Origin of the sequence: Dickeya zeae NCPPB 2538, assembly GCF_000406165.1 — a bacterium.
Taxonomy (GTDB): Bacteria; Pseudomonadota; Gammaproteobacteria; order Enterobacterales; family Enterobacteriaceae; genus Dickeya; species Dickeya zeae.
In genome coordinates this window covers 2,245,642-2,259,914 of sequence record NZ_CM001977.1, presented here as the reverse complement: position 1 = coordinate 2,259,914, position 14,273 = coordinate 2,245,642, and the positions used below count along the sequence as shown (strand labels likewise).

10 protein-coding genes and 1 tRNA gene are annotated in these 14,273 nt (G+C 49.0%); 6 read left to right on the top strand and 5 right to left on the bottom strand.

The window, feature by feature from the left end; all coding sequences use genetic code 11:
* Nucleotides 1–160: 160 nt before the first annotated feature.
* From DZE2538_RS09815 to DZE2538_RS09805, 3 genes are all read right to left on the bottom strand, one after another.
* A tRNA-Tyr gene (locus DZE2538_RS09815) sits at nucleotides 161–245 on the bottom strand.
* Between the two features lie 165 nt (nucleotides 246–410).
* Nucleotides 411–1,262 carry a formyltetrahydrofolate deformylase gene (purU, locus tag DZE2538_RS09810; protein ID WP_019845050.1) on the bottom strand — a complete coding sequence of 284 codons (852 nt, stop codon included), beginning with the start codon at nucleotides 1,260–1,262 and terminating at the stop codon, nucleotides 411–413.
* A gap of 77 nt (nucleotides 1,263–1,339) precedes the next feature.
* A complete protein-coding gene (locus DZE2538_RS09805; RefSeq protein WP_038916228.1) occupies nucleotides 1,340–1,807 on the bottom strand; it encodes a YchJ family protein in 468 nt (155 codons plus the stop codon).
* Between the two features lie 238 nt (nucleotides 1,808–2,045).
* Here DZE2538_RS09805 and rssA point away from each other — a divergent pair, with 238 nt between their 5' ends.
* The 3 genes from rssA (at nucleotide 2,046) to galU (ending at nucleotide 5,144) form a co-directional block, all read left to right on the top strand.
* Nucleotides 2,046–2,954 carry a patatin-like phospholipase RssA gene (rssA, locus tag DZE2538_RS09800; protein WP_026357945.1) on the top strand — a complete coding sequence of 303 codons (909 nt, stop codon included), beginning with the start codon at nucleotides 2,046–2,048 and terminating at the stop codon, nucleotides 2,952–2,954.
* A gap of 59 nt (nucleotides 2,955–3,013) precedes the next feature.
* On the top strand, nucleotides 3,014–4,030 hold the full coding sequence (rssB, locus tag DZE2538_RS09795) for a two-component system response regulator RssB (protein ID WP_023639749.1): 1,017 nt from the start codon (nucleotides 3,014–3,016) through the stop codon (nucleotides 4,028–4,030).
* Nucleotides 4,031–4,232: 202 nt separating this feature from the next.
* Nucleotides 4,233–5,144 (top strand): UTP--glucose-1-phosphate uridylyltransferase GalU, encoded by a 912-nt coding sequence (gene galU, locus DZE2538_RS09790; protein ID WP_023639748.1) that lies wholly within the window; start codon nucleotides 4,233–4,235, stop codon nucleotides 5,142–5,144.
* A gap of 433 nt (nucleotides 5,145–5,577) precedes the next feature.
* Here the strand turns inward: galU and hns are convergent, their stop codons facing one another.
* Complete coding sequence (hns, locus tag DZE2538_RS09785; RefSeq protein ID WP_012769908.1) at nucleotides 5,578–5,985, bottom strand: histone-like nucleoid-structuring protein H-NS; 408 nt, start codon at nucleotides 5,983–5,985, stop codon at nucleotides 5,578–5,580.
* 381 nt (nucleotides 5,986–6,366) lie between these two features.
* Here hns and DZE2538_RS09780 point away from each other — a divergent pair, with 381 nt between their 5' ends.
* Entirely contained in the window at nucleotides 6,367–6,966 is a 600-nt protein-coding gene (locus DZE2538_RS09780) for a thymidine kinase (protein WP_019845056.1), read from the top strand.
* 536 nt (nucleotides 6,967–7,502) lie between these two features.
* Here the strand turns inward: DZE2538_RS09780 and adhE are convergent.
* Entirely contained in the window at nucleotides 7,503–10,205 is a 2,703-nt protein-coding gene (gene adhE, locus DZE2538_RS09775; protein ID WP_038916227.1) for a bifunctional acetaldehyde-CoA/alcohol dehydrogenase, read from the bottom strand.
* A 557-nt stretch (nucleotides 10,206–10,762) separates the two neighbouring features.
* Between adhE and DZE2538_RS09765 the strand changes: the two genes are divergently transcribed.
* Together DZE2538_RS09765 and oppA are read left to right on the top strand one after the other, a co-directional pair.
* On the top strand, nucleotides 10,763–11,407 hold the full coding sequence (locus DZE2538_RS09765) for a YchE family NAAT transporter (RefSeq protein ID WP_038916225.1): 645 nt from the start codon (nucleotides 10,763–10,765) through the stop codon (nucleotides 11,405–11,407).
* Between the two features lie 1,142 nt (nucleotides 11,408–12,549).
* Nucleotides 12,550–14,193 carry an oligopeptide ABC transporter substrate-binding protein OppA gene (gene oppA / locus DZE2538_RS09760; RefSeq protein WP_019845059.1) on the top strand — a complete coding sequence of 548 codons (1,644 nt, stop codon included), beginning with the start codon at nucleotides 12,550–12,552 and terminating at the stop codon, nucleotides 14,191–14,193.
* The last annotated feature ends 80 nt before the right edge of the window (nucleotides 14,194–14,273 follow it).

Here is a 14,273-nt window from a genome sequence, read left to right as displayed (position 1 = left end):
GGTAACACTGACGATAACATCGCTGTAGGACAGCACGAGGCCGCATCGGTTTTGCTGCGACATGTCGTTATTTGGCGATTGATTGGTTTTTGTAAGAATGAATGTGTCGGGGAATAACAACGTGATGGATTTCAGTGAGTCGCGATAAACGCGGTAGAGATGGTGGTGGGGGAAGGATTCGAACCTTCGAAGTCTGTGACGGCAGATTTACAGTCTGCTCCCTTTGGCCGCTCGGGAACCCCACCACTGGCCTGATTGCTCTTTCGTGTTGAGCGGGGCGCATCATATCAAATGCCGCGCCCCTGTAAAGGCTGAAAAAACAAAAACAAGTTCGTTTGCCGTTTTTTTATGCCGCCCGATGCAATCGTAGGCGAAGGGCGGCGAAGTGCTAATCAACGTAGGATAGCGAATCAACGCAGGATAATAGTGCGGTTGCCGTACACGAACACGCGCTGGGCCAGAACATGATACAGCGCCCGGCTCAGTACGTTTTTTTCTACATCGCGGCCGGCACGCATCATGTCGTCGGCGGTGTAGGTGTGGTCAACATTAATCACATCCTGCATGATGATGGGGCCTTCATCCAGGTTGTCGTTCACGTAATGGGCCGTTGCACCGATGATTTTCACGCCACGCTCATACGCCTGATGGTATGGACGTGCGCCGATGAAGGCTGGCAGGAACGAATGATGAATGTTAATAACCCGGTTAGGGTAGTTCTGGACAAACGCGGGAGTTAAGACTCGCATATATTTCGCTAGTACCACGTAGTCCGGTTTGTATTGATTTATCTGCGCGACCATTTTCAGGTCGTGCTCTTCGCGCGTCAGGCCTTCATGGCTGACCAGATGGAACGGAATATCAAAGCGTTCTACCAGGGTGCGCAGCGTGTCGTGGTTACCGATCACAGCAGCGATTTCAACATCCAGACCGCCGTAGGTGCTTTTCATCAGCAGATCGCCAAGGCAGTGTGCTTCCTTCGTAACCAGAATGACGACACGGCGACGCCCGGCGCTGCTCAGCTCGCGCACGGAACCTTCCGGTAAGGCGCTGTCCATATCGGCCAGCAGCGTAGTGTCATTGAAAATGCCTTCCAATTCCGTACGCATGAAAAAACGACCGGTACGGTGATCAACGAATTCCGAATTCTGCACAATATTCAGTTCGTGCTTGTAGCAGATGTTGGTGATCTTGGCGATAAGCCCTTTTGCATCAGGGCAGATTGTCCGTAAAATTTTTCTTTGGATATTCTGGGATTGCATGGAGTTGGGATCCTGTCCAAAACATAAATCAAGTATTGCTGTTACGCGATGCCGGAATCACCGCCGTAATCAAGGTATCATTGTCCGCAGCACTTTTTGTATTTTTTGCCGGAGCCGCACGGACAGCTATCGTTCCTGCCGGTTTGCACGTGAACGCCGTCGACATAGTACCAGCGATCGTGACAGCGAAGGAAGCGAGAACGCTCTCTCATCAATATCCGGGAGTCTGGATGGTCGGCTGAGCTATAACTGGCAGCGAACTCCACATACCCTTCGTCTGCTGTGTTTCCCGGCGTAACATCCAGTATCTGCAGACCGAGCCAATGGGTATCGGCGCAACTGGCGGCAATATCGGTGCGCCAGTTTTCCGCGTGACAGTCCGGATGCCAGGTGGCGACCAGATAGTCAACGTCTTGTTTGACGTAAGCAGTATACCGTGAACGCATCAGCAACTCAGGGTGGGGTGCCTGACTGTCATGGCGCAGGTACGACTGACAGCAGCGTTCATACGGCTGGGCACTACCGCATGGGCAATATTCGGACACAATATCTCCTGCAAAATTCTGCAATAACGTTAGTTAATTAAGACACCATCGATAAGGCGTGGGGTATGTTACCCAATACGGTTTGTCGGCCGCAATCATCTGACGTCGTTAAGAACGTCACGACGATATCGCATCCCGCCGTACTCTGCAGTGAAATGACCATCAGCAACTGTCACGCACGATAACTGTCACACACGATTGTGTGACACCGCCTAGAATAAGACATAGGAGGAACACCATGCGGAAGGTAAAAATAGGTCTGGCATTGGGTTCTGGTGCCGCGAAGGGATGGGCGCATATTGGCGTACTGAATGCACTGGAGGAGTTGGGGATTTTCCCTGATGTCGTTGCTGGATGTTCGGTGGGCGCGCTGGTTGGTGCTGCCTATGCCACACACCGCCTGGATAGCATGGCGCGTTGGGTAAACAGTTTCCGCTATTGGGATGTTATCCGATTGATGGATTTTTCCTGGCGTCGTGGTGGATTATTGCGGGGCGATCGTGTTTTCAACCACGTAAAGCATTTGCTACTTACGCAACATATTGAAGAGTGTGCTATCAAATATGGTGCTGTAGCGACTAACCTGAGTACAGGAAGGGAACTATGGCTCACACAAGGTGACTTACATTTAGCTATTCGAGCGTCCTGCAGCATGCCGGGGTTATTGGCACCGGTGCAATTGAATGGTTACTGGCTGGTGGATGGCGCCGTGGTTAACCCGGTCCCGGTTTCATTGACGCGGGCGATGGGGGCTGATGTGGTGATCGCGGTGGATTTGCAGCATGACGCCAGCTTGCAGCAGCATAACCTGCTGTCTGCCAAAATGGCTTCAGCGCAAGAGCAAGAAATGACGCCGCCGCGCGGATGGCGTGAGCGTATTCGCTATCGTTTAGCTCACCGCTTTCGTCGGCATACGGAGGTGACGCCCACCGCGATGGAGATAATGAGTACCTCTATACAGGTGTTGGAGAATCGCCTGAAAATGAACCGTATGGCGGGTGATCCCCCTGATGTATTGATTCAACCTTATTGTCCGCAAATTGCCACGCTGGATTTTCATCGGGCGGGAGAGGCTATTGAATCCGGCAGAGCGGCGGTAGAAAAACAGCGGGAGTTATTGTTACCGCTGGTCAACCGGGGCATCTAGGAAAGTTTTCGATTTAGGATTCGGCAACGAATGATAATAAGCGTTTCAAGGGGTCGCTGATGGCACAACCATTGACGGGAAAACACATTTTGGTGGTTGAGGATGAAGCTGTTTTCCGTTCTGTGCTGGCTGGTTATCTGACATCTCTGGGCGCGGATGTGCATGAGGCAGGTAACGGCAAAGAAGCGCTGGAAAAAATGGCTGTTCAGCCACCCGATCTGATTATTTGCGATCTCAATATGCCTATGATGGGCGGTTTTGAATTCGTTGAACGCTTGCGGTTGTACGATACCACAACGCCAGTACTGGTGGTGTCTGCCACCAGCCATCTGGCGGATGTCGCCAGAATATTACGCCTTGGCGTGCAGGATGTCCTGCTCAAACCCCTGCATGATTACACGCGTTTGCGTGAGTCGGTGATGGGCTGTCTATATCCGACGATGTTTACTTCGCAGGCGAATGAAGTAGAACAACTGATGCGTGATTTGGATACATTAAACCAGTCGCCAGGGGCAGCGTTGAAACTTCTGGAGCAGTTACAACCACCGGTCCAGCAGACGCTGGCGCATTGCCGTATTAACTATCGGCAATTAATGGCGGCAGACCGACCAGGACTGGTGCTTGATATCGCGGCGTTATCTGAGGACGAGCTGGCGTTCTACTGTCTCGATGTGACGCAGGCTGCTAATAATCACGGTGTGCTGGCGGCATTACTGTTGCGTGCGTTATTCAACAGTCTTTTGCAGGAGCATCTGGCGCATCAGCAGCGTCGCTTACCTGAATTATCGGTATTGCTTAATCAGGTCAACCAATTATTGCGTCAGGCGAATCTGCAAGGGCAGTTTCCTTTACTGGTGGGGTATTACCATCGTGAATTGGAACGACTGATTCTGATTTCCGCTGGTCTACATGCCACGTTAAGTGTTGAAGATCAGAATATTGGGCTGAATAACGGCGTACCGTTAGGCACATTAGATGCAGCTTATCTTAATCAGATGAGTTACCCGTGCGCATCATGGCAGTGTCAGATGTGGGGGAGTGGCGGTCGTCTGCGTCTGATGTTGTCTACAGACTAATCCGATAGCGGCGAGTCTCCCTGCACTTCAGACTCTGTCTATCTATCGTAATTATTCTTTATCCCCTACTATGTTGCCTATGATTTTTCTCATCACAGATCCAGATTGGACGAGCATCACGCATTGAACCTGATATACTTTCGCGGTTTTATGCGCCGGACAAATAAAGCTCATTATTTGAACGATATATACGAGGCTGTTTATGTCAACTGTTAATAAAAAAGTAAAAAAAGCGGTCATTCCAGTGGCCGGGTTGGGAACACGTATGTTGCCTGCGACTAAGGCCATTCCCAAAGAAATGTTGCCGCTGGTCGATAAGCCGTTAATCCAGTATGTAGTTAATGAATGTATTGCTGCCGGTATCAATGAAATAATTTTGGTTACACATTCTTCCAAAAATTCAATAGAAAACCATTTTGATACCAGCTTTGAACTGGAAGCTATGCTGGAAAAACGTGTTCAGCGTCAGTTGTTGAAAGAAGTTCAAGCTATTTGTCCAGAGCATGTCACTATTATGCAGGTTCGTCAGGGGCTGGCGAAAGGATTAGGGCACGCAGTGCTTTGTGCACATCCTTTAGTGGGTGATGAACCGGTAGCGGTTATTTTGCCGGACGTCATCATCGATGAATATGAATCTGATCTGAAGAAAGACAACCTCAGTGAAATGCTGCAACGTTTTTATAGCACGGGCCATAGCCAGATTATGGTTGAGCCGGTGGAAAACGTGAGCAGTTACGGTGTGGTGGATTGTAAAGGCGTAGAATTAAAGCCGGGTGACAGTGCACCTATGGTTGGGGTTGTGGAAAAACCCAAAGCATCAGAAGCACCGTCTAATTTGGCTGTGGTGGGTCGTTATGTGTTGTCTGCACAGATCTGGGATCTGCTGAAGAAAACGGAACCCGGCGCGGGGAATGAAATTCAGCTGACAGATGCTATTGCCATGCTGATGGAAAAAGAAACCGTTGAGGCTTATCACCTGAAAGGGATAAGTCACGACTGCGGCAATAAACTGGGATACATGACCGCATTCGTGGAATATGGTATTCGTCACGACGCGCTGGGTGAGGACTTTACCCAGTGGCTGAAAGACGCGATAGAAGAAGACGCTAATTAATCCGCTTCTTCCCTTCTGTATACCTCAAATAATGTAGGTTGCAGGACTGTGGTAAGTGAGAGAGTGACAAATTCGTTAGGAGCGATTTAACCAGCCAACGGCTGGCCTCCGGTGAGAGACAGCATGTCTCTCATTTAATCCCGATGAGCTTACTCAGATAAGTGATTCGGAGTAACGAACGTAGCTAACAGTGCATATCCTCAGTCGGTTAAACGGCTGAGGGTGTGCAAACCTGAGTGAAGGCATCAGCTAGTACACCGCTACAAAGACAGGCTTATTATTGAACGAGTGAAGGTGAGGCAAGTAAAAAGCCAGTAGCTGGTCGTTCGAAGTATGGCGAGAGCATAGTTGGGCGAGTGTTTGGTTTAGCGAATCAGGCATAAAAAAACACCCCTTTAAAGGGGTGTTTTTATTTTATTCTTTAAACTGAGAATTACAGCAGGAAGTCATCCAGGGATTTACCCTGTTCTTCGATGGCTTTCTTGATAACTGCAGGCGTACGACCCTGGCCAGTCCAGGTTTTCAGTTCGCCGTTTTCGTCGGTGTATTGATATTTAGCCGGACGTGCAGCACGTTTAGCTTTACCCGCGACTTTGTTTGCACCCAGAGATTGCAGTAATTCGTTAGGGTCAATGCCATCAGCAATAAGCATTTCACGGTACTGCTGTAATTTGCGTGTGCGTTCTTCAATTTCAGCCTGAGCCTGGTTTTCTTCTTCACGACGTTCGTTAACCACGACTTCCAGCTTTTCCAGCATTTCTTCCAGTGTTTCGAGGCTGCATTCTCTTGCCTGGGCACGCAGAGTGCGGATGTTGTTTAGAATCTTAAGTGCTTCGCTCATTGGATTAATCTCAAAATAAATATTATCGGTGACAGTACAGAGATAATAGAGTGCTGTTTTATTTTCTGCAATAGGCAAAATTGTCAGGTTGTTAAAATTTAGCAAATTTAAATCGAAAATCACGTATCAGACGGGCAATATAAATTTCTAACAAACCAGCTAATACATTCTGTTAGCGTGCTCTGTAGCGGAAATAGCCATGCACAAGCGTAGCGATAGTTTCTTTGAGCACCACGATGGCGCATTCAATATTACTAAACCACAGAATGATTGTGGTACTGACAACACAGGTGGTATGACTAAACCCTCGTCAGTATCAATACCTATGTTACAATAAATTTTAACGATTACTGACCGGTGAATGCCGTTGACCGAGGAGCCATGGCGCAGCTTTATTTTTATTATTCCGCGATGAATGCAGGGAAATCTACCGCACTGTTGCAGTCTTCATATAACTATCAAGAGCGGGGAATGCGGACCCTCGTGTTTACGGCAGAAATAGACGATCGCTCCGGGCGAAGCGGCATCGTCAGTTCTCGTATCGGTCTTTCTTCACCCGCGTTATTGTTTAACGAGCAGACAGATTTATTCCGGGTGCTTGAACAGGCTCATCGTCAGCAAACTATTCACTGTGTGTTAATTGATGAAAGTCAGTTTTTGACGCGTGAGCAAGTGAATGCGCTGTGTGATGTTGTCGATCAATTAGACATTCCGGTTCTTTGTTATGGCCTGCGAACCGATTTCCGTGGGGAATTGTTTAGTGGCAGTCATTATTTATTGGCTTGGGCGGACAAACTGGTCGAACTTAAAACCGTCTGCCATTGTGGGCGTAAAGCGAATCACGTATTGCGAGTAGACTCGCATGGCAAGCCCGTCATTGAGGGCGCTCAGGTTGTCATTGGTGGAAATGAAAGTTATGTATCGGTATGCCGTAAACATTATAAAATCGCACTGGGACTGACACGGGAAGAGGTGGAATAATCCATATCGATAATAGGTTAAGTATTTAGCCTGCCTTATTAATAACCGGAGCGTGGCACATCGGTCCGGTTATAGTCCTCGGTAAATATTGCTAATAAAAATTAAGTATTCGTTACTTTATGTGTATGGATACCCATCGTCTGATGACCGCAATGTCGGCGGTAAGATTTCCCATCCCATGACGACTTTTCTAAAAGACGTGCGTGTGGTGTTGCTTAAAATGCGGTGGTTTTGTCCTAAAAGGGGAATCGCTGCCGGCAAGCCCACCACACTTTCTTTTTGCTCTTATCGCCCTCGACTCATCACTCTGATTTCAGGCTTACAACCGGTGTTTACGGGCCTGATTTTCGTTCTCTTGCAGTTGGTGCAGGCATACCGATACACAGCGTCATACAGGCCTATGGACGCCTCAGCTAGCGACTGTTTAGCGGGATTGAGGGTGATAGGGCGGCATCTTCTGTGAGGGCGTAAAAAAGCCCTGTACGGGTATGCACAGGGCTTGGTAGACGACTAATGCTTGTAGTGGTTAACGGCTATTAGTTAACGGCTTTCTTCTCTTTCTTTTCTGTTTTTTCCGCTTTGGCTGGTGCGCTGACGGCTACCGTAGTGGCTTTGGCGTCAGTCACGCTATGCTCGACAAACGGGCGACCATAAAACGAATCCAGCAGGATTTGTTTGAGTTCGGCAATCAGCGGATAACGTGGGTTAGCCCCGGTGCACTGATCGTCAAAGGCATCTTCAGAAAGCTTATCTACTTTGGCCAGGAAATCGGCTTCCTGCACGCCAGCTTCACGAATAGACGCCGGGATACCCAGTTCTTTCTTCATGCTTTCCAGCCAGGCCAGCAGTTTTTCAATTTTCTGAGCGGTACGGTCACCGGCGGCACCCAAGCCCAGATGATCGGCGACTTCTGCATAACGACGGCGCGCCTGCGGACGGTCGTACTGACTGAATGCCGTCTGCTTGGTCGGGTTATCGTTAGCGTTGTAACGAATCACGTTGCTAATCAGTAAGGCATTCGCCAGACCATGTGGAATATGGAATTCAGACCCCAATTTGTGCGCCATTGAGTGGCAGACGCCCAGGAAGGCGTTGGCAAAAGCGATACCGGCAATGGTGGCCGCGTTGTGGACGCGTTCACGTGCTACCGGGTTTTTGGCACCTTCGTGGTAGCTGGCTGGCAGGTTGTCTTTCAGCAGTTTCAGTGCCTGCAACGCCTGTCCGTCGGAGTATTCGTTCGCCAGTACTGAAACGTAGGCTTCCAGCGAGTGGGTGACGGCATCCAGACCGCCGAAAGCACACAGCGATTTCGGCATGTTCATCACCAGATTCGCATCGACAATCGCCATATCCGGGGTCAGTGCGTAGTCTGCCAGCGGGTATTTCTGACCGGTGGTATCATCGGTTACTACGGCAAACGGTGTGACTTCAGAACCGGTACCCGAGGTAGTCGTGACGGCAATCAGTTTTGCTTTCACACCCATTTTCGGGAACTTGTAGATACGTTTGCGAATATCCATGAAGCGCAACGCCAGCTCTTCAAAATGGGTATCCGGGTGTTCGTACATAACCCACATGATCTTGGCGGCATCCATCGGTGAACCGCCACCCAGAGCGATGATCACGTCAGGTTTAAACGCGTTCATCTGTTCTGCACCTTTGCGAACGATGCTGAGTGTCGGGTCGGCTTCCACTTCGAAGAAGACATCGGTATCCAGACCTTGCTGTTTCAGTACGGAGGTAATCTGGTCTACATAGCCATTATTAAACAGGAAACGGTCGGTGACGATAAAGGCGCGTTTGGCACCATCAGTCGCGACTTCTTCCAGCGCGATCGGCAGTGAACCGCGACGGAAATAGATAGATTTAGGAAGTTTGTGCCACAGCATGTTTTCAGCTCGCTTAGCAACGGTTTTACGGTTGATCAGGTGCTTCGGTCCGACGTTTTCGGAGATAGAGTTACCGCCCCATGAGCCACAACCCAGCGTCAACGAGGGTGCCAGCTTAAAGTTGTACAGATCACCGATCCCACCCTGAGACGCTGGGGTATTGATCAAGATACGGGCAGTTTTCATTTTGTCGCCAAAATAGTTCACACGCTGCGGCTGGTTATCCTGATCGGTGTACAGACAAGAGGTATGACCTATCCCGCCCATCGCAACCAGTTTTTCCGCTTTTTCTACTGCGTCTTCAAAATCTTTCGCCCGGTACATAGCCAGTGTCGGAGAGAGTTTTTCGTGTGCAAACGGCTCAGATTCGTCGGCATGGGTAACTTCACCGATCAATACCTTCGTACTGGCAGGGACTGTAATACCGGCCATTTCGGCGATCTTGACGGCTGGCTGGCCGACGATAGCCGCATTGAGTGCACCGTTTTTCAAAATAATTGCCTGTACTGCCTGCAACTCTTTACCTTTAAGCAGGTAACCGCCGTGCGTAGAGAAACGTTCGCGTACCGCGTCATAGATTTCATCAACGACGATGACCGACTGTTCGGATGCACAAATTACGCCATTATCAAAGGTTTTTGACATCAGAATCGATGCGACAGCGCGCTTGATGTCAGCGGTTTCGTCAATCACAACAGGAGTGTTGCCCGCGCCTACGCCAATAGCCGGTTTACCCGAGCTATAAGCGGCTTTCACCATACCAGGCCCACCGGTTGCCAGGATCAGGTTGATGTCCGGGTGGTGCATCAGCTGGTTAGACAGTTCGACTGAGGGTTCATCAATCCAACCGATGATGTCTTTCGGGGCACCGGCGGCAATCGCTGCTTGCAGCACGATATCTGCTGCTTTGTTGGTTGCGTTTTTAGCGCGCGGGTGAGGGGAGAAGATGATGCCGTTACGGGTTTTCAGGCTGATCAGCGCTTTGAAGATAGCGGTAGAGGTGGGGTTAGTGGTCGGGACAATACCGCAGATAATGCCGATCGGTTCAGCAATCGTGATGGTGCCGAATGTGTCGTCGACGGACAGTACACCGCAGGTCTGTTCGTCTTTGTAAGCGTTATAGATGTATTCGGAAGCAAAGTGGTTCTTGATGACTTTATCTTCGATGATCCCCATGCCTGATTCTGCAACCGCCATTTTTGCCAGCGGAATACGCGCATCTGCTGCAGCCAGTGCTGCTGCACGGAAGATTTTATCAACCTGCTCTTGCGAGAAGTTTGCGAATTCATGTTGCGCTTTTTTGACGCGTTCGACCAAAGCGTTAAGTTCAGCAACGTTTGTTACGGCCATAATGCTCTCCTGTAATGTTAAGCTCTTTCAGTCAATGGTCCATCGATAAATAAGCAGTATAGATAATGGTTGAGGTACCTGATAATTTGGCTCTTACGATTATCCATTGACTCAAAGCGCTCGATTAATCTTCTGATGCGTGTCATTGCCTTGTTTACGACCAGAAACCATGGTTTCTCAATGCTATTCCTAAAACGGCTGCCGATATAAGGGCAATGTTCGCTGCTTCAGGTGCTGTTCTTTTCTCTGAAGTCAGAATACCCCGTTGCTAGTCGGTTTTTTGTGATCTCACTCGCTAAATTGCCATGCTGACACCATTCAGCATGGCGTTATTGAGAATGGATATCATCTACATCCGGAATTTGTTAAAAATAAATGACCATTTCATGTGCTTTTCTGGATGAATTTGTATCGAAAATTGGCGTGGTGACAGAGAATAATCGTCAGATGAAAGAGTGGAGGCACGCTGTACTTTACATTACTGTAGGCGATGTCACAGTGTGTGCCGTCGATCGCCAAAGACGCCTGGCGTTGACAATAATCTTCAGAGGTGAAAAGTGATTCAGCCTGTCCTGGATTTCTCTGGTTACATCAAGTTTTTTATTGGGCTGTTTGCGTTGATAAACCCGGTAGGCATTCTGCCTATCTTCATCAGTATGACCAACTATCAGGCAGGGGACGGGCGGGCGAGAACCAACCTGACTGCCAATGTCTCTGTGGTGATTATTCTTTGGGTCGCGCTATTTTTTGGTGACGCTATCTTGCGGCTGTTCGGCATCTCGATTGATTCATTCCGCATTGCAGGCGGTATTCTGATTACCACCATCGCGATGTCGATGATCAGCGGCAAACTGGGTGAGGACAAGCAGAATAAACAGGAGAAGACAGAAACCGCCAATCGGGAAAGTATTGGCGTGGTGCCGCTGGCATTACCATTGATGGCAGGGCCGGGGGCTATTAGCTCCACCATTGTCTGGAGTTCCCGCTATCACGGCTGGCAGAATTTATTAGGGCTGTCGTTGGCGATTGCCGTTTTTGCATTTTGCTGCTGGTTGTTGTTTCGGGCCGCACCCGCGTTAGTCAGGTTGCTGGGACAAACCGGCATCAACGTCGTGACGCGTATTATGGGGCTGTTGCTGATGTCGCTCGGTATTGAGTTTATCGTGACAGGCATTCGCGCGTTATTTCCAGGGTTGTCCTGATAACGAGTGTGCCCTGGCTTAGGTGTCGATATGTGGTGTCTGAGCCGTGTTGCCTTTCTTTATACATTTATACTCTGCTGCTGGGCCGCTGGTGAATCAGCCCGAGAGCGGTGCTTTGCTCAATTCGGTTCCGGCGGCATTGCTATGTTGTTGGCGCTATGGCTATGTCGTCGGCGCTAAAGTGTCGGCGGGCTAACGTGGGAGAGCAACGATAAGTTAATGTGCTACCAGTCTCATCTACCAATCCATCCCCGATTGCGTACATTTCGTTCATCCAGCACGCCTTATTTTTATTAATATTTTTTTCTTATGTTATTTCCCGGCAATCATCAGCAGAAAAAGGCGTATTCCCTACTATTATTTATCACGCGGGGTGGCATAACTTATTTTTATGCTATGTGAATGCCTTAGATAAGCTAATGCAAATGATGTAAAACACAGCAGATGTTTTGTTGCGATGCACATGGGATTTCACTGTTAATTTATTCACATGTAGAGGATGTGGCGTTGGAAAGGTACTGATGACGTTAGGAGTGTTTTATCGTGTGTTTTTTGTCCTAAACTATGGTTAATTCTTCCATGATTACCCGTTGTTGGACAATCTGCTGTCGGGTGCGCTTTTGCCACGTTGACACAATGCTCGGGTGCTTTTGTATCCATTTACACATACTGGTTTTTTTGTGACTTTCCGGGATTGAAAAGAAATTTAAGTAACAGCCTGCAAAATCTATTGGCGAAGACGGATTCTTCTGATACGTTCGGCATCACGCTATTTTCCCAAGCCGTTACGGATAAGTTAATTTTATTAGAACGTTATCCCCGACGACTTTTTGTGGAATTTGGGGAGGGCGTACCATCAGGGAAGAGTGGAAATGGCTACAGACTGCCGGTCCTGGGAAGGGACAGCGGCAGTTTTTGGGTTGCTGATATGTGCTGTTTTTATCTCTGTTGATTTTTCCAACACGTTGTTGCGGCATTAAGCGTATCGAGTCGTGCGGCGTGGATAAAACAATTTTGATGTGATTAAGCGGCCATGTTGCCAGAGTCGTTCCTCTGGCGACGGTATCGTCTGTCCGCGTAATACGTAAAAAACGTTATATGCCTGATTGGGTGATAACAGTAGAACAGGAGCAAGGTAAATAATGGTAAACAACACTATTAAAAAAAGACTGGCAGTGAGCATTTTCGCTGCGATCACGGCTTCCGCAGGCGTTTCTGCCTGGGCTGCTACGGTGCCTGCTGGTGTGCAACTGGCTGAAAAGCAGGAACTGGTGCGTAATAACGGTGCTGAAGTCGCTTCCCTCGACCCGCATAAAATGGAAGGCGTGCCGGAATCTAACGTCGCGCGTGATCTGCTGGAAGGGCTGCTGGTTACCTCTCCGGATGGCCACCCGGCACCGGGTGTTGCAGAAAGCTGGGATAACAAAGATTTCAAAGTATGGACCTTCCACTTGCGTAAAGACGCTAAATGGTCCAATGGTGAACCGGTGACGGCACAGGATTTCGTTTATAGTTGGCGTCGTGTTACCGATCCGAAAACAGCCTCTCCTTATGCCAGCTACCTGCAATTTGGTCATATCGTTAATATTGATGAGATTGTCGACGGTAAAAAATCCCCTGATACGCTGGGCGTGAAAGCCATTGACGATCACACGCTGGAAGTTACGCTGAGCGAGCCGGTTCCGTACTTCTATAAGCTGTTGGTTCACCCATCCACCTTCCCGGTGAATCAGAAAGCCGTTGAGAAATACGGTGAAAAATGGACTCAGCCAGCTAACTGGGTCGGCAACGGCGCTTATACGCTGAAAGAGTGGGTTGTGAACGAGAAAATCGTTCTGGAGCGTAATCCGAATTACTGGGATAACGCCCATACCATCATCAACAAAGTGACCTATCTGCCGATTTCTTCTGAAGTGACGGATGTTAACCGTTACCGCAGCGGTGAAATCGACATGACCTATAACAACCTGCCTATCGAGTTGTTCCAGAAGTTGAAGAAAGAGATCCCCAACGAAGTGAAGGCGGATCCGTATCTGTGTACCTATTACTATGAGATCAACAACCAGAAGGCGCCGTTTAACGATGCGCGTGTACGCCAGGCGTTAGTGCTGGGTCTGGATCAAGACATTCTGGTTAACAAGGTGAAAGCGCAGGGCGATACCCCAGCGTTCGGTTTCACCCCGCCGTACATCGATGGTCTGGATGGCAAACTGACTCCGCCTGAGTGGGTGAGCTGGTCGCGTGAGAAACGTAACGCTGAAGCGAAGAAACTGCTGGCTGAAGCAGGCTTCACGGCTGAAAAACCGCTGACCTTTAACCTGCTGTACAACACCTCCGATCTACATAAAAAATTGGCGATCGCGGCGTCCTCTATCTGGAAAAACAACATCGGGGTGGATGCAAAACTGGAAAATCAGGAGTGGAAAACATTCCTGGACAGCCGTCATCAGGGCACATTCGATGTCGCTCGTGCTGGCTGGTGTGCGGATTACAACGAACCGACCACGTTCCTGAATACCATGATTTCCAACAGCAGCAGCAACACGGCACATTATAAGAGCGCGGATTTCGACAAGTTGATGGCAAAAGCACTGGCTGCCACCACTGAAGAAGAACGCGCGAATGTTTACAAGCAGGCTGAGACACTGCTGGAAAAAGACGCTGTCGTGGTTCCGGTGTATTACTATGCCAACACCCGTTTGGTTAAACCGTACGTGGGTGGCATTACAGGCAAAGATCCGCTGGATAACCTGAACGTTAAAAACCTTTATATTATCAAGCATTAATGATGACAGGGCTGTGTGTTTGGCACACAGCCCTTATTCGGTTTAATAAAGTGTGATAAATAGAAGCGAAAATTTCAGAC

Bases quoted from the DNA above. Each gene is read 5' to 3' on its own strand.
- purU (WP_019845050.1), bottom strand. From the start codon at position 1,262: ATGCAATCCCAGAATATCCAAAGAAAAATTTTACGGACAATCTGCCCT.
- rssA (WP_026357945.1), top strand. From the start codon at position 2,046: ATGCGGAAGGTAAAAATAGGTCTGGCATTGGGTTCTGGTGCCGCGAAG.
- rssB (WP_023639749.1), top strand. From the start codon at position 3,014: ATGGCACAACCATTGACGGGAAAACACATTTTGGTGGTTGAGGATGAA.
- galU (WP_023639748.1), top strand. From the start codon at position 4,233: ATGTCAACTGTTAATAAAAAAGTAAAAAAAGCGGTCATTCCAGTGGCC.
- hns (WP_012769908.1), bottom strand. From the start codon at position 5,985: ATGAGCGAAGCACTTAAGATTCTAAACAACATCCGCACTCTGCGTGCC.
- DZE2538_RS09780 (WP_019845056.1), top strand. From the start codon at position 6,367: ATGGCGCAGCTTTATTTTTATTATTCCGCGATGAATGCAGGGAAATCT.
- adhE (WP_038916227.1), bottom strand. From the start codon at position 10,205: ATGGCCGTAACAAACGTTGCTGAACTTAACGCTTTGGTCGAACGCGTC.
- oppA (WP_019845059.1), top strand. From the start codon at position 12,550: ATGGTAAACAACACTATTAAAAAAAGACTGGCAGTGAGCATTTTCGCT.